Raw genomic sequence first — 26826 nt, 5'->3', positions numbered from 1 at the left:
TTCTGGAACAGATCGTTAAGAAGAATACGGAAAGCGTCACTGCCAGGAAAGCGGCTGTGATGGGCTTTGCCGCGGTGGCATCGCGGATATCGGCACAGCTGGCTCAGGTAGCCGTTTTCGTCCTGGCCGCGCGGATGCTTTCTGCCGCCGAATTCGGCGTCTACACATTGACTTTGGCCGTTGCGATTTTCTTGACGCGGGTATCCGAAGCAGGATCCCGCGAGTTCCTCATGAGCTGCCGCGAGGACCGGTCTCTTTTTGATCAGATAGCCACGGCGGCCCTTGTGAGCGGCGCCATCGCCATGTGCGCCGGTACGCTTGCCTCGGCAGGCATGTACAAATTTCTCGGAATGACCCTGGCCGGCGAGCTCCTTGCCCTGTTTTCCGTATGGGTGGTGTTTTCTACGGTAAGCGCCGTCTATGCCGGACTGTTGGTACGCCAAAGCCGCGCAGAATTGCATTCGATTTTCGTGATGGCGGGGGAGGGCGTGGGTCTTTTGGCAGCGCTGTTTGGCCTGGCATCCGGCTGGGGAATTTTTGCCCTGGCCTTCGGCAAGTTTTGCACGCAGATCACTTATCTCGTCTGTGCGATTGCGGCAACAAAATGGATTCCACGCTTGCGGCTCCATTGGGTCGTCGTGCGCGAACTTGCCGAGTTTTCACGTTATATTCTTGCCACGAGAATGGTTGCGTACTTCCATACCTACGCGGTGACTTTCGTCATCGGCATTTTTCTCGGCGCCGCCAGCGTTGGTTATTACAGGGTGGCCGAGCGTCTCGGATCGTCCTTTGCCGAATTGATGGAAGAACCCTCCCGGCTGATCGCCTGGGTCAGTCTCAGGCGCGCCGTGCGGGACGAACATAACGAGACCGAACTGAAAAAGAATGTTGGCAAGGAAGCGGCGGTGTTCTTGCCGTTCCTGCTTGCCCTTGCCGCGCCCATCTTCATTGGTCTCGCCCTGGTTTCGGAGAACCTGGTTTTGCTCTTGCTCGGCGAACAATGGCACCCCGCTGCTCCGATCACCTCGATCCTCGCCATTGTTTATATGCTCTATATTCCGAATGTCCTGACCGAGCCGCTGATGTCCCTGACGGGGCAGGTACGGCGCTTGCCGTTCATTTCGCTTTTCAATGCGGTGGTTGCGATCATTTTCATCCTGGCTTCTGTGCCGTTCGGAACGACTGGCGTCGCGATCGGTCAATTGATAGCTGGATTGATCACAGTTTGCGTGACGATCTGGCTGCAGAGCCACTACGGCGGCGTGGCGTGGAAAAAGGTTGGGGCGAATGCGTCCATAGTTATTCCGGCACTGATCGCGATGGTGGCGGGCGTAATATGGGTCGCAAGTTTTTCCATGTCGCCGGAAATACAGCTCGGAACGCAGATCCTGGCAGGCGCGCTGATTTATTCCGGCGTCCTCGGAGCACTTTATCTTTGTTTTTTTCGGAACGATCCACGGTTTTGCGTTGAAAGGCAGCAAGGCACCCAATGAACTCGAACCGGTCGCGTCGATAGATATCGCACGGTCGCTGACTAAAGGAGAGACACAAATGCAAGAGATGACCCGGATGACAGAGCCTGTACTAGGCATTTCAGCAGTTCCGACGAAGCTGCACCGTTTCCTTGGCGTAGAGCTTGAAATTGCGCCCGGCGTACTTGTACCGCGCGAGGAAACCGAATTGCTGGGCCTTACCGCGATCAGTATCCTGACTGAAGAACAAGCTGGTCCGCTTGTAATCGATATGTGTTGCGGTTCGGGGAACCTCGGTCTTGCGGTTGCGGGGGCAATCGCCACAGCGCGGGTATTGGGAGCCGATCTTACGGATGAAACCGTCGGTCTCGCCCGGCGGAACGTCGAGAGGCTTGGTTTCGGCCCGCGCGTCAAGATATTTCAGGGGGATTTGTTTGATGCGATGAACGGGCAAGATCTGGCGGGCAAAGTAGATATGATCATTTGCAACCCGCCCTATATTTCCGCCCGACGCCTTGAAGATAGCCTGGCACATCTCCTCGTCGACGAACCGCGGGAGGCTTTCGACGGGGGCCCCTTTGGAATCTCGATACTTCAGCGCGTGGTGCGCGACTCTGTGCCTTTCCTCAGGCCAGGCGGTACCCTTGTTTTTGAATTCGGCGAAGGCCAGCACCAGCAGGTCGCCCATCTCCTGACGCGTGTATCCGCGTATGATCAAGTCTCTTTCGTCGATAATGAGGCCGGTATCCCACGCGTTGCCGTTGCGCGAAAACAAGTATGATCGAAGACGGAGTAGTGCACTTGGACAGGATTGCGATGAGTGAGATCAGAAATATCACCCCGCGGGATATTCCCGCGGTCGCAAACATGTTCTGGGGCATGTTCAAGACCGAGAAGACGTCTGTGCCGCAATCGCTCGTAGACTATTTGTCCAAGCTCTACCTCAATCCCTCGCGCGGTGATTCCGACATTATCTCCCAGGTGCATATTCGCAGCGATGGTGTTCTGAACGGTTTCATTGGTTCGATTCCGCTCAGAATGTCGCTCGATGGCTCGCTGGTCCGCGCTGCAATTTGCGGCCCGTTAATGGTGGAAGACCATGCGGCGGATCCGCTTGCAGGGGCACGCCTGCTGCGTGCCTTTTTGGCGGGGCCGCAGGACGTCTCGCTGAGCGAGACCGCTAACGAGACGTCGCGAATCATGTGGAGCAAACTGCGCGGGACCGTACTGCCAACCTATAGCCTGGAATGGGTCCGGGTGTTCCGCCCGGCTGCTTTTGCCATCGAACTTGCGGCCGGCCGTTTCCACGGAATGCGGCTGCTGGCACCTTTGGCTGTGCCGCTTGATGCACTTGGCTTCAAGCTTGCCAGTAGAAGCCATCCGGAATCAGCTCCCGGTTCCGAGGTGAATGGATTCACCGATAGCGACATAGATTGTGATGCCCTGGTGGGTATCATTCCGTCACTGGTGGAACGGTTTGGCCTCCGCCCTGCGTGGGAAGCTTCCGATCTCAGGGATATCCTCGATGGAGCGACACCCAAATCGACCTATGGACCAATGCACTGCCGGGTGGTCAGGGCGCGGCACGGTGCGCCGATCGGTGCCTATCTCTATCATGGATCCCCCGGACGAATTGCGCGGGTATTGCAAATCCTGGCTATGAAGGAGCGGGAGGGAGCCGTACTTGACTGCCTATTAGACCACGCACGTGCCTTGGGCGCCGTAGCCATCCGGGCTCGCACGCAGCCTTACCTTCTGCAGGCAATGATGGTGCGCCAGGGTCTGTTTTTCCAACGCTCGTCCACGGTTGTGCACTCTCGCGATGCGAGAGTGCTGAGTGCCTTTTCAGATGGAAATGCTTTTTTCAATGGGCTCGCCGGCGAGGCCTGGAACCGGTTGAACGGCGACGATTTCAATTGAAGACGCCTCGGCTCGGAATGTCCTAAACACTGATGTTCTTGAGCTTTATGAACGCCCAGATAGACTTGTTGACATCGGTGACCGCATCGATCGTCGCCTGAATCCTCAGCATTTCTGCATCGTCCAGCGCTTCGACTTTTCCGTACTTGAGGTTGTCGTTCATGTCGACAATCCGCATCAGCTGTGTTGATGCGTTGTGCCCCGTTTCGTCGAACGAATAGATGCAATGATTGTATTTGTTACGCAGCCGCTGCTCGCGTGTCATGCGGCCCGTGATCTTGAGAACGGCTTCTTTGGTTTCCGGTGCCGTTGATCTGATTTTCGCCAAACGCTCCAGCAAATCAATTCTTGCCCGGGTCGTGTTCAGCGTCAGGAAGATGACCGTAGCAGCTTCCTTGTTTGTGTTAAGCAGGTGGGCAATCAGGTAGATGAACAGGCTTTCGGTGTTCGTCCACGTGTAGTTCAGTCTGCCCACCAGCATCAGCACCTCATTGATGCGGGACATTGCCTTATACGACCCGACCCATTTCTAGCGAACCATCCGCCCGCCCGATCGGCGTGCTATAGCCCCTAAAAGGGGGCTGGAACGCCTCCTGGTCCATGCTGTTCCGGTATACCGCTGCGGCCTGGGTGCGGTTGTGAACCCGAAGCTTGCGGATGAGATTGTGTACGTGAACCTTGACGGTGTGTTCCGAGAGCGTCAGGCGATCGGCAATGATCTTGTTCTGCAAACCCTCAGAGAGAAGCTCCAGGATCTGATGCTCACGAAGTGTCAAGGTCTTGATTGGCCTGCCACCGTTCATGGTGTTTTTCATCTGGCTACCGTACGTATGCGGCTGTCCGCCGTTGCTCGAATGCTTTTCGATCGAACGAACGATCGCGGAAGGATAGTATTCGCCGCCGTTAAGCAGCAGCCATATAACCGCGAGCCAGATATCGAGTTTCAGGCTGAATGGGAGAAGCCCTTGAACGAGTCTCTGATCGAACAGGCTGTTCAGCTCTTGCATGCCTGCGCTGTGCTCGTCGATCATCAAGGTCACGGATGCGTTGGGAAAGCGCTTTTTGCACCGTGCAATGCAGTCGCCAAGTTCGATGACGAAGCTGGTGTGCACAAGTACAAGGCCAACATCTTCGTCGACCTCTTCCGTGTCCAGCAACTTGCTGGATAGGTTTACCCGAATCTCGGGGAATGTTCTTTCGAGGGATTGTACCAACCCCTGGAAAACCACTCCTGCCTCAGCATAAATGAATATGCCACTCTTGAACTTGGAATCACCATCAATTTTCGATCCATATTGGATGTGATCGCCGATTGTACGCGGTATATTTCCAGACATAATCGCCCCCTACGCCCTTTGATGAGAAGTATTTCTCTCAGGATTTATTTGCGTTTTCGATTTTTAGTTTGTTTAAGTTCTTTTGTTCAGTTCCATCAACTCGTCTTTAAGCCCCCGGGCTACACGTGTTGATTAACAGAGGATTAATAAATAGAGCGTGACGCGGCCGTGACATGAGAAAAACGGTCTGTATATTTATTGGTTCGGGTCATCTGGGCGTCCAAGCAGGGTAAAAACCACGACTACTTAGGCCAATACCTCGACAATATTGATTATAAATCATACATTTTGCGGTGTGCCGATCCTGAGCCGGCGGAATGCCATGCGCGCAAGCGCCTGAAAAATTTTGGTATTTGGGAATTTGCCGCAAGCAGCAAATCGCAGCTCAAGTCGCAATTTTGGGACTAATCAGAATTGCTAACTTACTGTATCCCGCTTTGAGTCATAACGTTCTTCCGGTTTGGATACCATGGTTTGTAGTGGGGGGATCCAAGCAAAAGCACCGTAAGCATCAGTTTTGTATTGCGTATGTAGTATTCGGCATCCTGCTGAATGCTAGGTGGATAACTGATGCTTACTTCACAGTGAACCGCCTTTTGGGCCAGCATTATAACCTCGTTTGAAATGCATAGAGGCTTTTGCTTGCTCCGAGGCACATCGGAGGAATTTGTTATGTCTAGCAAGAACAATCAATACAATTTTTATCCAACCGATTCTTCAGCTGAAGCGGATGCGTCTGCGACAGCTGCTGCACTGGCTCTTCAGTTGCAAGCCCAGGGTCAGGGACAGCTAGAGCTTCAAGGTCAGGGACAAGGTCAGGGTCAGGGACAAGGCCAGGGTCAGGGACAAGACCAGGGTCAGAGCCAGGATCAGTATTCCAGCTCAGAGAACTGGAATGGCAACGGCAATCTCAATGGCAACGGCAATGGCAATCTGAATGCCAACGGCAACCTCAATGCCAACGGCAACTTCAACGGCAATCTCAATGTCAATGAGAACAGTACTGACGTCTGCGTCAATGTCGACGTAGGTGTGGATCTTGAAGGCTATCTGCCTACTGACGATGACTTTGCCGATCTTGATCTGTACGGCAATACGTTCGACAACATCTTCGTCGCCGGTGGCGACATCGATTACAATCCGGGCAATGACGTTAATTTCGCGGTTAGTTTTGCCGGCAGCGGCACCAACTTTGCTGTTAACCAGGTTCTCGATCTTGTCGATAACGATCAGGCTTCCCAGATCAGCCAGGCCAATTCGGGCAGCGTATCACTGAGTGCAACCGGCGGCACTGCACATTCTGGCGACGGCATTGACAGTGGCAGCGGCGGCGGATGGGGCGGCATGGAGAGCAGCTTCTTTGGCGGCCATGGTGGTGGCAAGGGTTCCGACGGCGGTGTTGAAGCAGGTCACGATGTGATCGGCTCCAGCGCGGCAAACGCTTCCATTAGCCAGTCAGCTGAGGCTTTCAACCAGACAATCGTTCAGGGTGCAAATCTCCTGCAGAACAATGTCGAGTTCAACTCTGGCACAATCGAGACCAATACTGGCGACGACCTATCATAAGAACAACAACCAGGCGAACCTGCCTGTTTTTGACAATGGTCTGCGCAACATTTGCGCAGACCGCTTGTCGACGGGCTTGCAGGTCACCGCGGGAATAGGGGAGTCATCGACATGCTCGGATTTGGTGATCAGATTTCAGAATCCATTGCGCACTTCGTGGGTTATTTTCATACATCAATCGAGGCAGCGAGAGCGCGGGTCGAGTACCGTGAGTTCAATGCAACGCCGGACAAAGATCCCCATCTCAACGACATCCTGACAATTCAAACGGATCCGAGCCAGCGACTCGATCTTGGATCATTTCAGCCCAATTTAGACTATATCCCGACACCTTGGTCCCCTGTTGGGGAAGTGATGATGCCATGGGTGGATATCGATCCCATCGAGGTCCACATCGCGGGTATGAGAATACACCACCACCAGGCGCCGAAATTGCAGACGTCTGGTTCCAGCGACTCGCATGCGGGCGAAAGGTCAGGCGAACTGACCCCGCATTTCGGACCAGCGCCCGGAACGACGTCAGTTGCCGTCCAGCAGATCAATCATATGGAAGACAACGATGTCGTCATCATGGGCAATCATGCACCCGTGAACGTGGATTTTGTCGACGAAGCGGCTTTCGGCACCCTGACGACGAGCGCCCTTTCGATTTCGGAGCCATTTACCCAGGACAGCATACCTGGGTCCGGCGCGGAAATGGCGCAATTCTTCGCCAATCAAACGGCGAACATCCAGGCAGCAGCAGAAGGCCCGCTCGCAAGTACACCCGGTGTGACCGTCGTCACTGCTCCGGCAGGCCTTTATGTCAATGGTGACGAGAGTTCCGAAGCGCCAAAGCTCGATGACTATCTGCCAGAACAATTAAAGCAGACGGACGACGACAGCTCACCGGCGGTCGTGACATCGACCAAATCCGTGGTCATCAATGGCACCGAGATCGTCGGTTCCGTCGAGGTCCAGGCCGGCTGCAATCTGCTGGTGAACGAGGTCTTTTTGAACAGCCTCGGCTCCGTTGGCGCGCATTTTGCCGTTACCGGCAATTATTATAATATCGATGCGATCGTTCAGACCAACGCATACAGCGATAATGATACATTCCAGAACGGGTTTTCAGGCCAACAGGCAGGATGCCAGCCGTCAACCAACGCAATGAATATCGCCAGCTTCCTGCAGCAGGCGGATCATGGCCAGCAGGATGGCCCGTCCGACGATGCGCCGGTATTTCCGCAAAACTGGCAGATCACGGTTGTCAACGGCGATCTGATCCAGATGAACTGGGTCTCGCAGTACAGTTTCCTCTCAGACAACGACGCACATGTCCTTTCAGCCACCGGCTCCTACACCACGATCGTGACGGGCGGGAATATGCTGCTGAATTCGGCGTCGTTTGTGGAACTTTGCAATTCCTACGATCTGGTCATGATCGGGGGAAGTATGTACAACGGCAACTTCATCTTCCAGACGAATATCCTGTTTGACAATGATACGTTCACCACGGGCGGTGCGGCCGGCGAATATGACGGTGAATTGTCGACGAGCGACAATCTGCTGTGGAATTCGGCCAGTATTCAAAGTGGAGACACGGCCAATTGGGTCACGGGGCTTCCCGAACATTACCTTGAGGCCATGAGCGGGCTCTCAAACGGTAGCTACAGCATGCCTGATGGTTTTCATGGCGATCAGGCCCTGCAGGGAATTGCAGGTCTGAGGGTGCTTTACATCTCCGGCAACGTCTACGACGTGAACTATATCGAACAGACCAACATCCTCGGCGATGCGGACTATGTCGCACATTATGAGGATGCGCTTTTGACCGCATCGTCGGAAACGGTCTGGGATATCAGCACCGGTTCGAATGCCTTGATCAACATTGCTTCGATCGTTGACAACGATACGGGTGGCGGCGGGACTTCCTATGTCGGTGGCGGCGTCTATTCCGATGCAATTCTGATCCAGGCCGACATTATCTGTGCTCAACCGGCATCTGATCCGGGAGCCGGCCAGAGCCAGCAACTGGCCATCGAAGTCGTGGCATTCCTCGACAACGAAGCAGATTCATCATGCAGCGATGATCACGCTCCGGCCGTCCACGTTCCGGATACGTGCCAGTCCGTCGACGTCATGCAGACAGTTCTCGCATAGAAAAAGAAGAACGCGCGAGGAGCGCGAGAATCATGAAATATGATGAACAGGCCGACTTGCGAGTCATTTCCCAGAACTCGCGGCGGGCCATGGCGGGCCGCGAAAACGAGCGAATTCAATTGGATGAATTGCTCGCGGAGATGGAAAGCACGATTTCAAAAATTTCCCGCGAGGAAACTGAATCCGAGGGACGGGCCGGCTCTGAGATTGTGGATGCTTTGCCACAGCAGGTGGATGAGGTACCAAACGAGCCAATCACCGAAGTCGACGACGTACCCGTTGCCGAAACAGCACCAAATTCTGAGCAACTGACATCTGCCATTCCGGCGAGCGTGGAGGTCGGCAAGATCATCGAAGGGGACCGCGGTCCCGTGCAATCCCGCGTCAGTTCCGGCGGAAATGGCTCGGGAAACGGCAATAATATCGTTGGCAATGGCGGGAATGGGGGCGGCAGTTTTCATAAACGAGCCACGACGATCAGTTTCAGCCAGAGTTTCCAGAACGGTGTTAACGCTGTGCGCAGGAACCTCATTATCGCGATGGGGTTCACGATATTCCTGAATATCCTGGTTCTTGCCATTCCCATTTATCTTTTCCAGATATCCGACCGCGTCCTCACCAGTCGCTCCGCGGATACGCTGGTCATGCTGACAGTCGTCATCGTAGGCGCGGTTATAATCCAGGTTATACTTGACGCCATACGGCGCTTCATCTTGATGCGTACGGCGGTCGAGGTCGCTGTCCAGTTGGGTGCGCCCATTTTGAGTGCTGCAGCGCGTGCATCCCTTCAAGGCAACGGCAAGGACTATCAGGTTCTCGGCGATCTGCAGCAATTGCGGTCGTTCCTGACCTCCGGGACGTTGCTGTCGTTCTTTGACGCCCCAATCGCGCCGCTGTTCGTAGTCGCGGTCTTCCTTGTTCATCCGCATCTCGGTTATATCGTCGTTGTTTCCGCGCTGCTTCTGCTGATTATTGCCTTTATGAACCAGCGCGCTACAGCGGCGTCTTTCGCCGATGCGACCAATTTTCAAAGCCGTGCCATGCTGCATCTCGACTCCATGTCGAGAAACTCGCAGATTATCAATGCGCTGGCGATGATCCCCGAAGCAGTGCGCATCTGGGGCCGGGATATGGCCGGCTCACTCCGGTCGCAGGTCAAGGCACAGGACCGCAACATCGTCTTTGCTACCATTTCCAAATGTTCCCGATTGCTGACACAAGTAGCAATGCTGGGATGGGGTGCCCATCTGGCCATCGACGGGCAAATGACTGGCGGCATGGTTATTGCTGCATCCATTATCGCCGGCCGTGCATTGGCGCCTATCGAAGGCGCAATCGAAGGCTGGAACAGTTTCATACAATTCCGTTCGGCTTTCGGCCGGATTCGCAGTCTCCTGCAAAATTCACCACTGAATTTTGACCGGCTCAGATTGCCGGATCCGCAGGGCCGCCTCGATGTCGAAAGAATTCTCTACGTTCCGCCTCCCAACAAGAAGGTCATTCTGAACGGCATTTCATTCACGTTGATGCCCGGAGAATCGATGGCCATTATCGGCAATTCCGGCGCGGGCAAGACCACTCTCGGCAAGATGCTGGTCGGATCCATCCTGCCTACATCGGGAAATGTCAGGCTCGACCTGATGGACCTGCGGAACTGGGATCAGCGGCAGTTCGGTGAGAACATTGGTTACCTGCCGCAGGATGTGCAGCTGTTTCCGGGTACCATCAAGGCCAATATCGCCCGCATGCGCGAAGATGCCAGCGATCAATCGATCTTTGATGCTGCGATGCTTGCGGATGTCCATGAGCTGATTTCGACGTTTGCCCAAGGCTATGAGACGATGGTTGCGGCAGACGGCGCGCCGCTCTCGGGTGGACAGAAACAGCGAATAGCGCTTGCCCGCGCATTTTTCGGAAATCCAAAACTCGTCGTACTGGATGAGCCGAATTCGAACCTTGACTCGCAAGGCGATGCTGCTCTGACCAAGGCGTTGTTCCATGCCAAGAAACACAAGATTACCGTAGTGACGATCACGCAACGTCCAGCACTCCTCAACTGTGTCGACAAGATCATGGTGTTGAGCAATGGCAGCGTCACGATGTTCGGTACGCGGGCAACAGTTATGGAAGCACTCTCGAAGAAAAACAAACAGGCAGGTTCGGTTCCGAGCATCAGTGCCGCCGAATAAAAAGAATTGAATGGGAGGCACGAGAATGGCCGCAACAAGTGCAGTAAATGATCTGGAATGGTATGACGGCGTTCCACGATCAATCAAGCCTTACACCAAGTTCGGCGCATTGATGATTATCGTCTGCTTTGGCGGGTTTGGAACCTGGGCAGCAACCGCGCCGCTTGCCGCCGCCGTTATCGCCCCTGGCAGCTTCGTTGCGACCGGCAAAAACAAGGTCGTTCAGCATCTTGAAGGCGGCATTATCAAGGAACTTCTGGTTCGTGAGGGTGATCGCGTTACGGAGGGTGACGAACTGGTTCGCCTTGACGAGACATCTGCGCGTGCAAACTCGCAGCAATTGTTTTTGCGGCAGGCGCGCCTTGAAGCGATACTTGCACGGCTTCATGCGGTCGTCCGCGGCGAGGATCGCTATCAGCCGCCAAAGATTATCATGGAGAACCTCGGCAATCCCGAAATACGCGCCGTTAACGAGAGCCAGAGCGACAATTTTGATGCGGCTCATGCCAAATATGCCAACGAAATACAGATGATGCAGCGCAACATCTCAGCGCTGGAGTTTCGCCGCGTAGGACGCAATGCCCAGATTGCGGCAACCCGGACGCAGGTTGGCTTGTTGAAAAATGAATACCAGGCGAAGTATTCCCTGTTCAAAAAGGGTCTGATGGCCCGCTCGGAAGTCAGTGTCCTGGAGCGCGCCGTTGCTGACGGTGAAGGAACGATAGCGCGGCTCGACGCTGAAATCATGGAAGTGAATGCCCAGATTGAAAAGTTCCAGAAAGAGATGATTCAGACCAAGGATACCGAAAAGCAGGCAGCGCTCGATGAGATCCAGAGTGCCGAGGCGGAACTTGACACGGTACGCGAGCAAACGCGGCAGACGGACAATGTCCTCACCCGCACGGTGGTGAAGGCACCTGTTTCCGGTACAATCGTCAGAATGCACTATCATACGGCTGGCGGTGTTATCGAAAGCGGCAAGCCGATTATCGAAATCCTGCCGACTGGTGTTCCCCTGATCATTGAGGCGCAGATACCGCGCATGCAGATTGATGAAGTGAAGCAAGGGCAGGAAGCACATGTACGCTTGAGCGCCCTCAATCAGCGGACCACGCCGGTTGTCAATGGCCGCGTCGATTACGTCTCAGCTGACGCGATGACGGATACCACGAGCAATGTGAAGCAGGAGATTTACCTTGCCCGTATCAGCATTCCTGCTGATCAACTCGCGCGCATTCACGGCTTTACACCGACACCGGGTATGCCGGCCGATATTCTGATCCAGACCCATGAACGTACATTCTTCGAATATCTGGCCAAGCCCGTTGTCGACAGCATGTCACGGGCTTTCAGGGAACATTGAGAAGCAGAGGGTTGCGATTACCCGATGAGACGGCGGGCGTGCCGCAGCGGCTCTTGAGCCGCGCCGGTACGTCCGCTTTTTGATGTCGCTTGCACTTTTGCACGGCGCGTGGATGGGAAGACCGCAACCGCCGCAGCCCCTGCAAGCACATAAAACAGCATTCCCATGTCGAAGACCGTTGCGACCAGCAGAGCGGCGACCAGGCTGGCGGTCATCCCGCACCGAATGGCGCGGACAATGTGCCGATTCTCCGAGCTGGCTTGGACGACGTTTCGCCGGAAAAGGGTGGACAGCACAAACAGGGCGAAACACATCGCGCCGGGGAGACCGACATTCGAGAGCAGGACGAAGACATAGCTTGAGGCGCGTGCGCCGCCGATTCCTACCCCCAGGCCAAAACTGTCAATGAAGTTGCTCCATGCTACTTCGTTCCAGTGTCCGCGTTCCCGGCCGGAGTCGCTCGACAGCTTTCCGAACAGGCTTTCATCGAAAAAGGTTGCAACGGCGTCCACGAACTCGGGTGAAAGAACAGCAACAAGCAGAAGGATGGCGAGCACTGACAGACTGCCGGCGTAAATCAAGAGCGGCTTGCGCATTCTCCCGCCATACAGGACCGGTGCGATGGACTGGAGGATCAGTAAAGCCAGAACAATGACCAGCCCGACATAGGCTGTTCCCGATGTCGACAGTGCAAGCAATACCAGGAAGGCAAAGGCGAAGAATCCCGACATAACAGGTCGAACATTGTCGAGATAGAGACTGGCGGCCATGGCAAACAGAATCAGGGTGAAGCTGGCGAAAGCCGAGGATTCGGGAAACGTGCCAGAGATCCGCTTGAGACCACCCATCTCCACACCGGTCATCAAGGAATAATTCGCAGTGTGGATGAAATCCAGCAGATCGGCCGTACCCGTGGCAAAGGTAACAAGATCCAGCAGTGCGAAGATGACATTCAGCCCGCAAAGCAGGAAGAAGCCACTGAGAAAGTAGTGATAGGCACCGCGCATCCGGAAAAACGCAAAGGAGGCCGCAAAACACATGACACTGCCCAATGCGTAGACCGTCTGCGTTATGTGTGTACTGGAAAAGCCCAGGGGATTGAGGCTGATACGACTCAAACCTCCCGGAAGGCGCTGGACAACCATGGTCTCGGTCATGCCGGCCATCAGCCGTGGAAAGAATAAGGTCGCTATCAGCCCGTACATGATCAGCAGGAATAGCCAGAAGCCGGTACTGGGATAAAGCAGGCTGCTGATGGCAGGCGCCAATCCTGTTATGCGCAAAACCCGCAGAGCGAAGAAGACCATGAAGACGTTGGCAACCAGAATGGAGGCCCCGCCCATCGCTGGCAGTGTAACTGCGGCGGCCGCCCCGAAAAGCGTCAAGGCAAGCATGCCATAGATCGCATATTTGTGATGCATGAACTGGATCAGCACACCGAATAGGACGACCAGGACACCAAAGACGTTAGTTGCCATGTTTACACCCTGCGAAGCCACACATCATTGGCCCTGGCTCCCAGCTGGGCGCTCGCCGCGAATGATGTCCCGCACGACATTGTAGGCAGGTTTCGGCCCTCCCGGGCGCCAGCTGCCGGCGCCGTCGCTTTCCAGATGGATCAATCCCATGTAGGCCTCGAAATCAGGCGCCCAGTAGGTCTCATCCATCAATTCATAAATATGCGCTGCCTCTATTGGATATGTCTTGCGCAATTCCTGGATGCGTTCCATTGCCTTCTTCAGGCCGGCCGCCTGAGCGTCTTCGCCGTCGGTGCTGCCTTTTGGGTGGTTGAATTCCGTAATCCAGATCGGTTTGCCAAATTCGGCCAATGCCTTGAATGCCCATTCCGGATCTTCGCCATAGAAGTGCCAGACGGAAATATCCCACTCGACCTTATCCTGTTTCATGCGCTGAAAAGCGCCTATATGACCCCAGCCAGCAGTGCCGATGGCCTTGCGGAAATCTCCGCCCGCTGCCGTCAATCCGTCTGAGAGGCCATTGAGCACAGTCCGCACTTTTTCCCAGCGTGGTCCAAAATAGTCGAGCGGATAGAGGCCGCCTGCCAGGCCCCATTCGCAAGGATATTGCGTGCCATCGTCTCGCATTTCGCACGGCTGGATGATGGCGAAGTTTTCAAGCTCGTTGCCGAGTTCCCAAACCTTGATCCTGTCTTTGAAATGCGATGCGGTCACGAAAGCCAGCGCGCGGGATTTGGCGTAAATTTCCTCGAGGGAAGTCTCTTTCAGATCAAGCGCCGGCGTGAGGACCGGCAAAATCGTAATTCCGTTTTCGGCAGCTGCAGTGACCAGGCGATCCAGACGTTCCAGCTCATCGAGTTTTTGCACATCGACCCGATACGAGGTCAACCCAAGCGATTTCAGATAGGAGATCTGCTGTTCGGCGGTCACCCCATGGTACGAGGCCAGCGGGTGACCATTGACGCCCCATGTGAATTCAGATGCGCCAGCGGGCAGCGACAGAAGCATCGCCACGATCGTCACCATCGCGCCAAGACCGGAAATACGTTTACTTGGCTTTCCCATGTCTTGGTCCCACTTCGATGCTCTTGCTCTACTCGCCGTGAAAATCAGCGATAGGCGTGACCAGTTGCGGGCCGAGATGGAGATAACGGGTTGCTTTCCGTTTCGCCTTGATGTCGCGCCAGACCCTGAGCACCTGCTCCTCTGTCAGTGATGCTGCAAGGGCGACCGTGGCCGCTGGAATGCCCTCGTTCAGGCCATGGAGACATTGATCCATTTGGGCGTAGGGCAGGGCGAAATAGAACTCTTCCTGCGTCTGCGCCAGCTGGTAGGTGTCGGTTGTCGGCGGCCGGGCACGGATTTCGGCGGGAACGCCAAGATAGGCAGCCAGCTGATAGACCTGCGACTTGTATAGATGGGCGATCGGTTTCAGGTCGGCCGCGCCATCGCCATTCTTCACAAAGAACCCTTGATCATATTCGAGGAGGTTCGGCGTGCCGATCACCGCATAGTTCATGCGGTCTGCGTGATAGTATTCGATCTGTTTGCGTGTGCGCTGCTTCATATTGGTTGCGGCAACAATGCCAAGATAGACGGAACTCGGCATGCGCAGCTTTTCCGTGCTGCCGTCCGGCCGCTGCAAAACGAGCGACGAGATATTGTAGCCATCGCTCGCCAATGCATTGGCGATGACGATCTTCGAGGCCCAGCCCGGTCCGAACTCCGGTTCAATCTGCTTGATGAAGGCATCGCGCCGTGCATAGCACCCCATGACCTCGAGCGAAGGGCCGATATCTTCGATCACGCTTGCCAACCCAAACGTATCCGCCACAAGCCTGCCAAGTCTCAGGCTTTCCGGATCGGAGTCGTTTTCGGGCATAAACAGGCACAGCACATTCTGCGCTCCGACCGCGCGGGCGGCGAGCGCTGCACAGACACTTGAATCGACGCCGCCCGACAGACCGAGCACCAGTCCGCGCTTGCGCAGGGTATGGCGCAATTGTTCGCGCATCGCATTGACGATCCGCGTGGTTTCGGCTTCTGGATCGATCTCGAGTGACAGTGGCGATGCCGATACGATCGTCCGGATTGTCTGGTCGTTCATCATAGAGACTCCTGTGGCTCTGCGGCCAATCTGCGGCTCACCTTCCCGGTGTCCGTCTTGGGCAAGCTCGTTCGAAATTCAACGGATTTTGGCACCATGAAATCTTCAAGGTTCTTGGCGCAGTGGCGTATGATCTCGCGGTCAGTGAGCAATGGGTCGCTCAGCACCACGATGGCACGAATGGCCTGACCCAGCACCGGGTCCGGGATGCCGATGACCACGGCTTCGGCAATCCCCGGATGTGAGTGCAGGACGGTCTCGACCTCCTTTGGAGCCACCTTTTCGCCACGCGTCTTGATGATGTCATCCTTGCGCCCGACGAAATAGAGGTAGCCATCGCGGTCCATGGAAAAGAGGTCGCCCGTATAAAGGACTTTTTCCCATGGGTTGAGGCCTGGGCGGAGCATGCGTGCCGTCGCCTCGTCATTTTCCCAATAGCCCTGCATCACGTGCGGTCCGCGGATGACGAGTTCGCCGACGACACCGGGAGCAACCACTTTGCCCTCGTCGTCGACCACGAAGGCCTCCGTATTGGGAATGGCAATACCAACCGAACCCGGCCGGTTGTCGAGCTGCTCAGGGGGAAGATAGGTACAACGCTTGCACTCGGTCAGGCCATACATCGAATAGAGCCGGACATTCGGAAACAGTTCTCGCAGCCGCGCGATGTGGGCCGGCGGCAAGGCAGCAGCGGTGTTGGTGATGTAGCGCAGGTCCGGCAGGAAGCCTGGCTCGATGTCTCGCATCTGCAAGATCAGCGCAGCCATTGTCGGCACCAGCGGAAAACCGGTCACGCGCTCACGCCGCATGACATCGAAGATGGCCTGCGGGAAGCTGAATGAGGTTTCCAGGACCAATGTGGCGCCGGTACGGATTGTCATGAACAACTGGTAGAGACCATAGTCGAATGCCAGCGGCAGCACGTTGAGAATGATGTCATCCTCGACGTTCTGCACATAGGTGGTGATCGAGGTTGCCGCCGCCTCGATATTGCGGTGGTTCATCATCACGCCTTTGGGGCGGCCGGTAGAGCCCGACGTATAGATCAACATGGCGAGGTCGACATCGATGCCGCCATGTGGAACGGGCATGGGCTCGACTTGCAACAGGCTATCGAAGGAACGGGCGTAGGGGACGACCGGCGTCTCGTTCTTCGTGACGACAATCAGATCGCACGAAGTCCCGGTACCCAGCGCCTCCACAGCAACGGGTGCGAGCTTCTCCTGTGCGATGATCGCCCGGGCACGGCAATTTTCGATGATGTATGCGAGCTTGTCGGCCTTGGTCGAGGCGTTGATGGGACTGAACACCGCGCCGGCTTTGAGGATTGCGTAGATCGCTACGGTAGCCTCCCAGCAATTGTTCATGAAGACAAGAACGCGGTCACCGCGTGTGACGCCCTGCGACCAGAGAGCGGCAGCCAGCCGGTCGGAACGATCGTCGAGTTCAGCGTAGGTCAATCTGTCGCCGCCCGCGACGAGGACTGTTTTGTCACCCAACCTTTTCGCATTCTGACGGAGAATATCCTCAACACGCATGGCGAAACTCGACTTTCCCGGATCAGGCGACCGATTTTTGAGGAACGGCCTTGCTTGCGACAAAGGCGGTGATACTTGCGATGGAATCGAGGTTCGCCGGAACAATTTCAGCGTCCTGGATGCTGATCTGGAAATTGTCTTCCAGATAGGTGACCAGCTCAAGAACGCCGGTCGAGTCGATGACATCCGTTTCGATCAGCGATGTGTCGTCTTCAAGCGGATGGCTCGTGTCGCCGAATAGGTAATTCTCAACGATGAAGCTTCTGATTTGTGCCTTGATACCCGAGGTCATGTCTGTTCCTTTCATGCCGCTGCCACCGTTTGCCGGTGTGTCTGGTTTGTGAATTTCTGATGCCATAATTGCGTGGAGAGAATGCCAACAAACGCGGAGTCGTCGCGGTATCCGGTGGGGGCATTGCGTGAGCATTTTTCCAGCAATTTCGCTACGGCGGGAGCACTGAACAGGCCGGTATCAGCAATGGCCTCCGATCCCATATATTCCCGCACGTAGTCAGGCAGTCCAGCAGCCGTAAAGGACTGGCTGTCCGGGGCGCGATAGGGTTGCTTCTGGCGCGCCGTTATCGAGGCCGGCACCAGATCGCGCGTTGCCTGTTTGAGAATGTGTTTTTCGCCCAGGCCTTTCAGCTTCATGCCGACCGGCACCCGGGAAGCGAATTCGACGAGACGATGATCGAGGAAGGGGAAACGGCCCTCCAGGCCATGGGCCATGGCCATTCTGTCGCTCTGGCAGCAAAGAATGTAGCCTGGCATGAGGAGCGAGGTTTCCAGATATTGCGCCTGGTGCAAAGGATGCCAGCGCGCATAGTCCTTTGGCAGTCCCGATGCCAGATCCTCGGTTGCATCGTAGCCTTTGAGGGCTTCGCGCAGCTCCGGCGAAAAAAACATCTTCGTCGCAGCAGTTCCACGGAAGCGTGGACGGTGCGAGTGCAGCGGATCGTCAAGACCATCGACGCCCGCGCCGAAGAAAGCCGCCAGATATTCCGGCGTCTGTTGCTTCAAGCCGGGCAGATAGGGGTAGAGCTTGCGGAAAAGGTGCGGGCGCATGCGCGATTCCGGTTGCCGTGCGCAAAAGCGCCGGACCTTGGCTTCGCGGAAAATGTCATAGCCTGCGAAAATTTCGTCGGCGCCTTCCCCCGTCAGGACAACCTTGTACCCTTCATTGTGGGCGAGGTGCGAAAGCAGATAGAGCGGCGCTGGTGCGGTGCGAAGGATAGGCCGTTCTGTATGTTCGATGACCGCTGGAAATATGGCGGCAATGTCGCTCTTGCTGCAGGACAGCGAGGAATGCCTGGTTCCGAGCGCCTCGACCATCTGCATCTGGAAAGCGGTTTCGTCGTGCTCGGCGGTATCGAACCCTATGGAAAAGGTTCGCAGCTGATCGGGTACGATGCGCGCGGCAATTGCCGATACGACCGACGAGTCCAGCCCGCCAGAGAGGTAGGATCCGACAGGAACATCTGCCCTGAGGCGAATACGGGTTGCATCGGTCAAGAGGTGTCTGAGTTCCTCGCCGACGTCGCTTTCCGAACGGCTGGAACGAACGGCATCCCGATCTGGATAGTCCAGCTGCCAATAGGGCGTTACTTTGACCCGCTGATCTTCAATGATCATCAGGTGAGCTGGCGGCAGCTCGGATATGCCCTTGAAAATCGTGCGCGGAGCAATAGGCGTCCACAATGTGAAGATTTGGTCCAGCGCGTAAGGGTCGACCTCGGTGGCCATGCCCGGAACGCGCAGCAGCGCCTTGATTTCCGAAGCGAAGAAAAGTGCACCTTCGTGCCAGGTGTAGAAGAGTGGCCGCACGCCCATCCGGTCACGGGCAAGCATCATGCGCCGCCGCTTCTTGTCCCAGAGGGCAAAGGCGAAATCTCCGTTGAGTTTCTTGACGCAATCTGGGCCCATCTCCTCATAGAGATGCAGGATGACTTCCGTATCGCTGCCAGTGCGGAAGCGATGTCCTTGCGCGATCAGGTCATCCCGAAGCTCGACATAATTGAACACTTCGCCGTTGTAGCTGATGACCAGATTGCCACTGGCGCTTTCCATCGGCTGCTGGCCATCTGCCAAACCGACGATCGACAGGCGCATGTGCCCCAGTCCTGCACCATCGGTAACATGGACCCCGTTCTCGTCTGGACCGCGGTGCGCAATTGCATTGATCATTTGGCGCAAAAGCGTGTTGCCGTCCTGAGAGACGCTAACCGCTCCGCAATAGCCTGCAATCCCACACATTCGCGTGATGCTCCCCAACCATTTTTTTGCTCACCTTAAGACCCTGGGAGAAGGGTATAATATGGTCCTCTGTGATCAAATAAATAATAGGAGTTAAACGATACGGTAATACTAAGTAGAGGAGTAATTTTTAAGCAAAATATGGCGACAAAACTTTGATTTTTTGGAGTGATTTTGCTGGTGTAATCAGAAATGATTAGTTTGATGATACGTTATTTGAAATCAATAGAAAATTCGGATTTGTATACGTCGAATTCATTACATTAAATCTATGATTGATTAATTGTCACCTGTGCTGCGCCTTATAATATTGAAGAAAGAATCGATAACGATTGTTGTGGGGCAAAGTATGATGGGGCTAAGGTTTGCAGGGTCGATCCGTCTGATCGCGCGGACCGTTTTTACTGCCGTGATCACAGTACTTACGCTGACCGTATTCGCGCTGCCAGCGCAGGCGGACGATTCCTATAAGCTCGCCCCCTATACTCGCGTCAGGTTGACTGTCGTTGAATGGATTGCGTCACGCGGTGAATATCGGGAATGGACTGCTCTCAACGGTGAATACGCGGTTTCGGAAGCTGGAACCGTGCTCCTGCCACTTGTCGGCACGATTGAAGTCTCGACCATGGATACTGCGACCATGGCAACGGAAGTTTCAAAACGTATCCAGAAGACCACAGGTCTCGTCGCCATGCCGAACGTGGCCGTCCAGATCGTCGAATATCCCCCGGTCTTTCTTGTCGGCAATGTCGAACGGCCGGGAGAATATCGCTTCCGTCCGGGGCTGACCGTTCTGCAGGCGGTAGCGCTTGCAGGGGGACGCTACCGGCCGCGCGAGGAAGCCCGGACCGTCGAACAGATTCAATATCTCGGCGAATTGCAGGCCGTCCACGGCGAGATGGTGCGTACGCTTGCCCGCATTGCCCGTCTGAATGCTGAAGTGGCTGGCGACAAGGAAATCCATTTCCCTGACAATTTGACTGAAATGGCCGATAGCGCCAGCGTTGAGGCAATCTTTGCCGAGGAGCGCGCCGTATTTGCCGCGCAGGCTAACGGCATCGATCGGCAGCTCAAAAACCTTGAAGAATTGCGCAATCTTTTCTCCTCCGAGATCGAGGTGCTGCAGGAGAAGGTGACCGGACAAGAGAAGCAGATCAAGCTGATGGACGAGGAACTTGAGGCGGTAAAACCGCTTGTGGAGCGCGGTATTGCAACGACGTCACGGCAATCGGATCTGCAGCGCATAATCACGGCCTTGCAGTCCGACCGCCTCGACCAGGTGACCGCGATCATGCGGGCCCGCCAGAATATCAGCCAGGCCAGCCGCGATTCGGAGAACCTGATCAGTCAACGGCAAACGACCGCGTCCACCGAACTTCAGACGGCACAGGCTGCCCTGGATCAGTTGAAGGTGCGGCAGGAAACGGCACAGCGACTTCTCGTAGCAGCCGGTTCGATACTGTCCGGTCAGAAGGCGGGAGAAAAGCAGGAGCCGGATCTGGTATTCGCCATCGTTAGAAAAACGCAAGGGCTGCCCGTCGAAATCGCAGCCGATGAAGATACAGTTCTCGTTCCAGGGGATGTGTTGAGGGCATCGCTCAACGTCAAGTTCTCTGGACGGACAACAGCAAGTACGCAGCCGGCCGACCCGTCGCCATCGACAGAGGGAACCGCCGTCGCTTTGCCAATCCCTGCTGCAGCCGGTGGCGAGCAGCAAAACAAAAGCACACAATAAGCATGGGGCTTTGGAAGACGCGAATGCAAAGACAAAGGCAAACTGACGCTTCATCGGACGATACTCAAGCCGACGCCAACTTGGTTGGCCTGCGTGATATCGTGGGATTTCTACGGCGCAACTGGAGGACCATTGCCGGTTCAGCGATGGCATTTACCGTGTGCGGCATCGCCTATCTTTGGGTCGCCGAGCCTACGTTCACGGCCACAGCCCGTATCGTGATCGACCCTGAGCAGGCTCGCATCGCCTCGCAGGACGCGGTTTCAGGCACAATCGTGATTGAAACAGGCGAAGTTGAAAGCCAGGTGGAAATCATCCGGTCCGAAGCCATGGCCAAGAGTGTCATCGAAGAGCTTTCGCTGACCGAGGATCCTGAACTGCAGGAGGGGCGGTCCTTGCTCTCCTACCTGATGTTCTGGCGCAAAGAAGACGACCCCGAACCGATCGCGCCTGAATGGACGATGCGCAAGACCGTCGCCGGATTCCTGGAGCGGCTGCGCGTGTGGCGCGTCGGCCAGTCCTATGTTCTCGACGTGGCCTACACATCGATCGATCCCGTCAAGGCTGCGTCTGTAGCCAATGCGACGGCACAGGCCTATATCAAGGCCGGCCTGGAGGCAAAATCAACGGCGGCAAAGAGTGGTGCTGGCTGGCTCGAAAGCCGACTTGCCGAAATCAGCAAACAGGCCAATGAATCGGCGCAGGCCGTCGAGGATTTCCGCAACCAGAATCATATTTCGCAGGCCGGTGCTACCTCGCTCGATGAGCAGCAGCTTGCGGAGACGAACACGCAGCTTTCGGCCGCCAAGGCGGACACCTCCGCTGAAAGAGCCAAGCTCGCCATGATCGAACGGTTTCTGCAATCGGAAACCCCTGTCGATGGTTATGTCGACGAAGCCCTGCGCAGCACGCAGATCACGGCGTTGCGCGAGCGGCTGAACACCGCCTCAACCCAGCTTGAAGAGTTGAAGAGCCGTTATGGTGATCAGGGCGTCTCGGTGCAGGCGGCAGAGCAGGAAATCATACGGTTGAAGGGTGAAGTCCGCGAGGAATTGTTGCGCATCGGCCAGGTCTACAGATCGAATCTTGAGGCTGCCCAGCGCCGCGAACAATATGTCAACGAGCAGTTGCAGGCCACCATACAGTCGGGCCTGAAAAAGGGCATGGCGCGCGTTCAGCTCGGCGAGCTGGAAAGCCGGGCCAATACCTATCGGCAAATGTACCAGAGTGTCATGCAACAGCTGATATCCGCCCTGCAGCAGGAATCATTTCCGGTGGGCGATTCCCGGCTGGTTTCGGCTGCCGCCACTCCTCTGGGCAAATCCTGGCCCAAGGGTTCGCTCATTCTTGCCCTTTCCGTGGTACTCGGCAGTCTGACCGGCCTCGCTCTTGCAGCTGTGCGTGAGGTGAGCGACCGCAGGATCAAGACCGATGGACGGTTGCGCCGTGAACTCGGCTTGAACAGGCTGGGTACATTGCCCTTCGTACCTGCCAGGGCCATTTCGAAAGCGTCCGCGCAAGAACAATTCCGGCTGCTGAGCTATGTCATGGATCATCCCAACGAAGCTTTTTCCGACGCCGTGCGGAGCACCAAGGCATCGCTCGATCTCATACTGCGCCGTCAAGGCGCGAGGGTCATCGGCATCACATCTGCCTTGCCGGGCGAGGGAAAGACGACAATAGCCAGCAATCTCGCTCAGCTTTACGCGGCCACAGGCTCAAGAACCATGCTGATTGACGCTTGCGCCTCGAACCCGACATTGAGCCGCGTTTTCGCAACCCTTACACAGCCAAGCCATGACTTGACCGAAGTACCGGCTATCGGCAAGGGGAGCCGTCAACGCCTCGGTACCAATGTTGGCACGAACCAGGGCCTAACAAAAGCAAGTGAAACAAGGTCCGAGGAGCCTTATCCTTCCGTGTCGGTCATCACACCGCCCGCGCTGATGAGCGTCGATGAAATTACACACAATTCCAATCAATCATACCGGTACCTGAACCTTCAGGCCCTCGAGGCCCATCTCGACAGGCTCCGGGAACAGCACGATATCGTCATTCTTGATCTCCCCGATCTGAAATCGACGGCCGACGCCCGCATTGTCAGCGCTATCGTCGATTGCGTGGTCCTGACGGTCGGTGATCAGCAGAAAGTAACACTTGATGTGCTCAACGCAGCGATCTCCAGTTGCGGTGGACTCGATACGGATTCTGTTGGGGTCGTATTCAACACGCTCCGGGGCGCCAAGGCAACGGCTCCCGCTTCGTCGTGGACTGCGAAGCGTTATTTCAAAATGTTCAGCTAGCTTAAGGGTGGAGTATAAAACATGGCGTCGGATGCGAAACGTCGGCTGAAAATTGGTGTTGGAATACCTTCGACAGGGCGGTCGGATATTCTGGCCGGGACGGTTCCCCTGATCGATAAGCAGACGCGTCTGCCCGAGAAAATCGTTCTTTGTACCCTGAAGCCTTCTGACGTTCCGGCCAATATCGGCGAGGGTATGAAGGTCCCTGTAACGGCTCTTCTATCCACACCGGGCTTGGCCAAACAGCGCAACCAGATCCTCAGGGAACACGCTGACATGGATATCCTCCTCTTTCTAGACGACGATTTTCTGATGGCGCCCAACTATATTGCCGAGGTTGAACGGCTCTTCCTTGAACAAAGTGACATTGTTGTCGCGACCGGTGATGTTCTGGTCGACGGCATTGGCACGCCCGGCATTCAGGTCGCGGAAGGTGCAGTGATTTTGAAAGCGCTGCTTGAAGACCCTGAAGACAGTCCTGAAACCCTGGAAAATGTCTACAATGGCTATGGCTGCAACATGTCTTTGCGCATGGATGTACTGAGGCGCGAAAACATTCAGTTTGACGAAAATCTGCCACTCTATTGCTGGCTCGAAGACGTGGACCTCAGCCGGTTGCTTGCAAAGCACGGACGCATCGTCAAATCGTACCGGCAGCGGGGGATCCATCTCGGCGTAAAGAGCGGGCGGACGTCGGGCATCAAACTGGGTTATTCACAGATTGCCAATCCTCACTACTTGGCACGGAAGGGAACCATGCTAACGTCGAAGGCAGTAATCATGGCTGCCAAGAACGTTCTCGCCAACGCAGCGGGAAGTTTCTCGCCGGAGTCTTGGATCGATCGGAAAGGACGCTTGAAGGGAAATGGATTGGCGCTCCTTGATCTCCTCCGGGGCAGGATTTCGCCGAGCGGCATCCTCACTGTGGAAAAAGCTGATTAGTGTTCCCGCAGGGCACCATGCCATTGCCTGGACTTTGCTCGCTCTCATCCTGATGGCTACGGTAGGGCCGATCACTCTGCGGCCGATAACGCCTTTCGGGCCTAACTTCGAGCCGTTTGCAGCTTTTGCAGTTCTTGGACTCGTGTTCAGCCTGACCTATCCGAAGCGTCTCATTTACGTTGCCGCCTTGATAGCCGTTTCCTGTGGCCTGTTCGAATATGCCCAGCACTTTATTCCAGGCAGGCATGCCGATATCGACAATTTCTTCGTCAAATTTGCCGGCGCTGCTGTCGGGATGGTCGCCGTTTCGGTAATTTACTAGCAAAAGCGCCCGCAATTGAAACGCTGCGAGCGCTTTTGATGAATTCAATTGTGGAATTAGTTGCAGGCCGCCCAGGCGATGCGGCGAATGTCGGTGCGGGCGATGCCGAGATCAGCAAGATTGCGATCCGTGCAAAGGCGCAGCTCGTGAAGATTCTGCCGGTACTGACGATACTTTTGGATGCGGTGGCGAAGGCTCATTGTTCATACCCCTTTATTTTATTGCCCTCCCTGGGAGAAACTATGCTTTGAGTTGCATCGATTGAAAATTGCCAATGTTGCAAAGCAGCATTGCCTATGTTGCATAGCAGCAGGCTTTTACGCCGGGTCTTCAACCCGTGGTGTCGTCGGGCTATAGAGAAACTGAAAGCTTTCAGCACGTCAGGAAAAACCATTGCCCCAGCCATCACCGTCCGCCCGAGATAGGCTCGAACATATCCTGTCGCGTCTCATCGGGCGTGAAGCCGACGAGCGTGTTTTTGCAAGGCTCTATCCTGATACGGCCCGCAGGGAAGCTGATGCTGCCGACAAGCGTAGGGAGGAAGGCGCGAGTCTCGGGCCGCTTGATGGGCGGATTGTCTCGATCAAGGATCTTTTCGACATCACTGGTGAGCCGACCCTGGCGGGATCGATCATTCGGCAAACCGCTGCGCCAGCAACGAGCGACGCAATCGTTGTCGAAAGATTGCGGGCCGCAGGAGCGGTCATCATCGGCAAGACGACCATGACTGAATTTGCCTTCACCGCTGTCGGGCTGAACCCGCATTTTCCGGTTGCGGGCAATGCCGTTGATCCGGACCGGATTGCGGGCGGTTCGTCGACCGGCGCTGGCGTATCGGTGGCGGAAGGCACAAGCGAAATCTCTATTGGATCGGATACCGGCGGTTCGGTCCGCATCCCGGCGGCGTTGAATGGTGTCGTCGGCTTCAAACCCACGGCGAAACGCGTGCCGTTGCGAGGGGCCTTTCCGCTGTCGCCCAGTCTCGATTCCATTGGACCACTGGCGCGTTCCGTTTCCGATTGTGCGCTGGCCGACGCTATTATGGCGGGGGAGGCGATTAACAGCCCTGAGCCTGTTTCCTTGAACGGCCTGCGCATCGGCGTGCCCCCAGGGCAGCTGTTCGAGGCGGTGGAGAAGCCGATCGCCGATGCCTTCGAACAAAATCTCAAGGCCTTTGCAAATGCAGGCGCGATCATTGTCGAATGTTCAATCGATGATCTGATCGGCTCAATGGCCGATGCCACTTCGGTAGGCTCGATTGCCGGTATTGAAGGATCGAGAGTCCATGCCGGATGGCTGCACGATGAGACGCTTGATGTCGACCAGCGCGTGAGGCGCCCGCTCTTGCGGCGTTTGAGCGTTTCCGAAGCTGATTATGTCAATGTGATGCAGAAGCGGCAGGCACTTGTGCGGCAAATGGACGGCCGGATCGCCGAATACGATATGCTGGCCTTGCCAACCTCGCCAATCGCTGCGCCACTTATCGCGTCAGCGTCGGAAAGCGACGAATTTTACAAACACACCGAAGGCCTGCTTCTGCGCAATACGCAGGTCGCCAATCAATTCGATCTGACAGCAATCAGCCTGCCGATGCCTGGTCTGCCTCTGCCGGGCGGATTGATGCTGTTGGCGCGACATGGTGCGGACCGCCGGTTCCTTGCTATGGCGCTGTCCGTGGAACAGCTTCTATCCAAATCGGTATAGTCAGGGGATTTGCCCGCTGTTATTTTGGGACAGCAGGAATTAGCGCTCGCAATTTCCGGCAATCTGGTCAGGATGCGCAACCGGGAAGTCAATTCACCATTCCATCTGTTCGCATGCTGCTTAAAGAAAGTTTCTGCTCGTGATCCGTCATTGTGTCTTTCTCCGTTTCCGCGACGACGTTCCAGCGACCGACCGGCACTCCATTTACAGCGATCTTGAGGTATTGTGCGCAAAACTGCCGGGCGCCTTGACGATACATTCCGGTTTGAACGTCAGTCCCGAAACCGGAATGGATAAGGGCTTTTCCGAAGGTTTTGTGCTCGATTTTGCTGACGCAGCTGCACGCGATGCCTATCTCGTTCACCCCGAACACCAGGCTATAGCGGGCCGCATCGTGGCTTCCACGGCAGGCGGTACGGACGGCGTTTTTGTTTTTGATCTGGAAGTTTGAGAAC

Annotated in this window: 22 protein-coding genes; 14 read left to right on the top strand and 8 right to left on the bottom strand. The window is 55.8% G+C overall.

What is annotated here, in order from left to right; all coding sequences use genetic code 11:
• Positions 1 to 59 precede the first annotated feature (59 nt).
• The 3 genes from BLM14_RS14815 (at position 60) to BLM14_RS14805 (ending at position 3392) form a co-directional block, all read left to right on the top strand.
• Positions 60 to 1493 (top strand): oligosaccharide flippase family protein, encoded by a 1434-nt coding sequence (locus tag BLM14_RS14815; RefSeq protein ID WP_100000101.1) that lies wholly within the window; start codon positions 60 to 62, stop codon positions 1491 to 1493.
• A 67-nt stretch (positions 1494 to 1560) separates the two neighbouring features.
• The gene (locus BLM14_RS14810) at positions 1561 to 2253 is read left to right on the top strand and encodes a N5-glutamine methyltransferase family protein (protein WP_162293204.1); all 693 of its coding nucleotides are present in this window, start codon (positions 1561 to 1563) and stop codon (positions 2251 to 2253) included.
• A gap of 35 nt (positions 2254 to 2288) precedes the next feature.
• On the top strand, positions 2289 to 3392 hold the full coding sequence (locus BLM14_RS14805; protein WP_133123969.1) for a hypothetical protein: 1104 nt from the start codon (positions 2289 to 2291) through the stop codon (positions 3390 to 3392).
• A gap of 22 nt (positions 3393 to 3414) precedes the next feature.
• Here BLM14_RS14805 and BLM14_RS14800 read toward each other — a convergent pair whose 3' ends face one another.
• Positions 3415 to 3897, bottom strand: coding sequence for a hypothetical protein (locus BLM14_RS14800; RefSeq protein ID WP_100000099.1), 483 nt, complete (start codon positions 3895 to 3897; stop codon positions 3415 to 3417).
• A 4-nt stretch (positions 3898 to 3901) separates the two neighbouring features.
• Positions 3902 to 4729, bottom strand: a complete 828-nt coding sequence (locus tag BLM14_RS14795) for a response regulator transcription factor (RefSeq protein ID WP_100000098.1) — start codon at positions 4727 to 4729, stop codon at positions 3902 to 3904.
• A gap of 672 nt (positions 4730 to 5401) precedes the next feature.
• Between BLM14_RS14795 and BLM14_RS14785 the strand changes: the two genes are divergently transcribed.
• The 4 genes from BLM14_RS14785 to BLM14_RS14770 all read left to right on the top strand — a co-directional run bounded on the left by BLM14_RS14785 (position 5402) and on the right by BLM14_RS14770 (position 11989).
• Complete coding sequence (locus BLM14_RS14785; protein ID WP_100000096.1) at positions 5402 to 6295, top strand: hypothetical protein; 894 nt, start codon at positions 5402 to 5404, stop codon at positions 6293 to 6295.
• Positions 6296 to 6406: 111 nt separating this feature from the next.
• The gene (locus tag BLM14_RS14780) at positions 6407 to 8437 is read left to right on the top strand and encodes a hypothetical protein (RefSeq protein ID WP_100000095.1); all 2031 of its coding nucleotides are present in this window, start codon (positions 6407 to 6409) and stop codon (positions 8435 to 8437) included.
• Between the two features lie 32 nt (positions 8438 to 8469).
• Positions 8470 to 10626, top strand: a complete 2157-nt coding sequence (locus tag BLM14_RS14775) for a type I secretion system permease/ATPase (protein WP_100000094.1) — start codon at positions 8470 to 8472, stop codon at positions 10624 to 10626.
• 25 nt (positions 10627 to 10651) lie between these two features.
• Positions 10652 to 11989, top strand: coding sequence for an HlyD family type I secretion periplasmic adaptor subunit (locus BLM14_RS14770; RefSeq protein ID WP_100000093.1), 1338 nt, complete (start codon positions 10652 to 10654; stop codon positions 11987 to 11989).
• Positions 11990 to 12006: 17 nt separating this feature from the next.
• Here the strand turns inward: BLM14_RS14770 and BLM14_RS14765 are convergent, their stop codons facing one another.
• The 6 genes from BLM14_RS14765 to asnB are packed head-to-tail and all read right to left on the bottom strand — an operon-like array spanning position 12007 to position 19365.
• Complete coding sequence (locus BLM14_RS14765; RefSeq protein ID WP_100000092.1) at positions 12007 to 13467, bottom strand: O-antigen ligase family protein; 1461 nt, start codon at positions 13465 to 13467, stop codon at positions 12007 to 12009.
• A 24-nt stretch (positions 13468 to 13491) separates the two neighbouring features.
• Positions 13492 to 14532, bottom strand: coding sequence for a hypothetical protein (locus BLM14_RS14760; RefSeq protein ID WP_133123968.1), 1041 nt, complete (start codon positions 14530 to 14532; stop codon positions 13492 to 13494).
• A gap of 28 nt (positions 14533 to 14560) precedes the next feature.
• Positions 14561 to 15574, bottom strand: coding sequence for an NAD(+) synthase (gene nadE / locus BLM14_RS14755; RefSeq protein WP_100000090.1), 1014 nt, complete (start codon positions 15572 to 15574; stop codon positions 14561 to 14563).
• Complete coding sequence (locus BLM14_RS14750) at positions 15574 to 17112, bottom strand: class I adenylate-forming enzyme family protein (RefSeq protein ID WP_100000089.1); 1539 nt, start codon at positions 17110 to 17112, stop codon at positions 15574 to 15576. The genes nadE and BLM14_RS14750 overlap by 1 nt, the downstream gene beginning before the upstream one ends.
• A 22-nt stretch (positions 17113 to 17134) precedes the next feature.
• Entirely contained in the window at positions 17135 to 17404 is a 270-nt protein-coding gene (locus BLM14_RS14745) for an acyl carrier protein (RefSeq protein ID WP_100001346.1), read from the bottom strand.
• Positions 17405 to 17415: 11 nt separating this feature from the next.
• A complete protein-coding gene (gene asnB / locus BLM14_RS14740) occupies positions 17416 to 19365 on the bottom strand; it encodes an asparagine synthase (glutamine-hydrolyzing) (RefSeq protein WP_100000088.1) in 1950 nt (649 codons plus the stop codon).
• A 349-nt stretch (positions 19366 to 19714) separates the two neighbouring features.
• Between asnB and BLM14_RS14735 the strand changes: the two genes are divergently transcribed.
• From BLM14_RS14735 to BLM14_RS14700, 7 genes are all read left to right on the top strand, one after another.
• Positions 19715 to 21100 (top strand): polysaccharide biosynthesis/export family protein, encoded by a 1386-nt coding sequence (locus BLM14_RS14735; RefSeq protein ID WP_100000087.1) that lies wholly within the window; start codon positions 19715 to 19717, stop codon positions 21098 to 21100.
• A gap of 23 nt (positions 21101 to 21123) precedes the next feature.
• Positions 21124 to 23403, top strand: coding sequence for a GumC family protein (locus BLM14_RS14730; protein ID WP_162293162.1), 2280 nt, complete (start codon positions 21124 to 21126; stop codon positions 23401 to 23403).
• 21 nt (positions 23404 to 23424) lie between these two features.
• Positions 23425 to 24345 (top strand): glycosyltransferase family 2 protein, encoded by a 921-nt coding sequence (locus BLM14_RS14725; protein WP_108724320.1) that lies wholly within the window; start codon positions 23425 to 23427, stop codon positions 24343 to 24345.
• A gap of 52 nt (positions 24346 to 24397) precedes the next feature.
• Positions 24398 to 24667: a VanZ family protein gene (locus BLM14_RS14720; RefSeq protein WP_162293161.1), complete on the top strand. Its 270-nt coding sequence runs from the start codon at positions 24398 to 24400 to the stop codon at positions 24665 to 24667.
• 38 nt (positions 24668 to 24705) lie between these two features.
• Positions 24706 to 24918, top strand: a complete 213-nt coding sequence (locus BLM14_RS32890) for a hypothetical protein (RefSeq protein ID WP_472459580.1) — start codon at positions 24706 to 24708, stop codon at positions 24916 to 24918.
• 142 nt (positions 24919 to 25060) lie between these two features.
• A complete protein-coding gene (locus BLM14_RS14705) occupies positions 25061 to 26371 on the top strand; it encodes an amidase (protein ID WP_100000082.1) in 1311 nt (436 codons plus the stop codon).
• 139 nt (positions 26372 to 26510) lie between these two features.
• Positions 26511 to 26822 carry a Dabb family protein gene (locus BLM14_RS14700; RefSeq protein WP_100000081.1) on the top strand — a complete coding sequence of 104 codons (312 nt, stop codon included), beginning with the start codon at positions 26511 to 26513 and terminating at the stop codon, positions 26820 to 26822.
• Positions 26823 to 26826: the final 4 nt, after the last annotated feature.

The sequence above is a fragment of the Phyllobacterium zundukense genome, from assembly GCF_002764115.1.
Lineage (GTDB): Bacteria > Pseudomonadota > Alphaproteobacteria > Rhizobiales > Rhizobiaceae > Phyllobacterium > Phyllobacterium zundukense.
The sequence above is the reverse complement of the archived record's forward strand: the minus strand, read 5'-3'. Positions and strand labels throughout refer to the sequence as shown.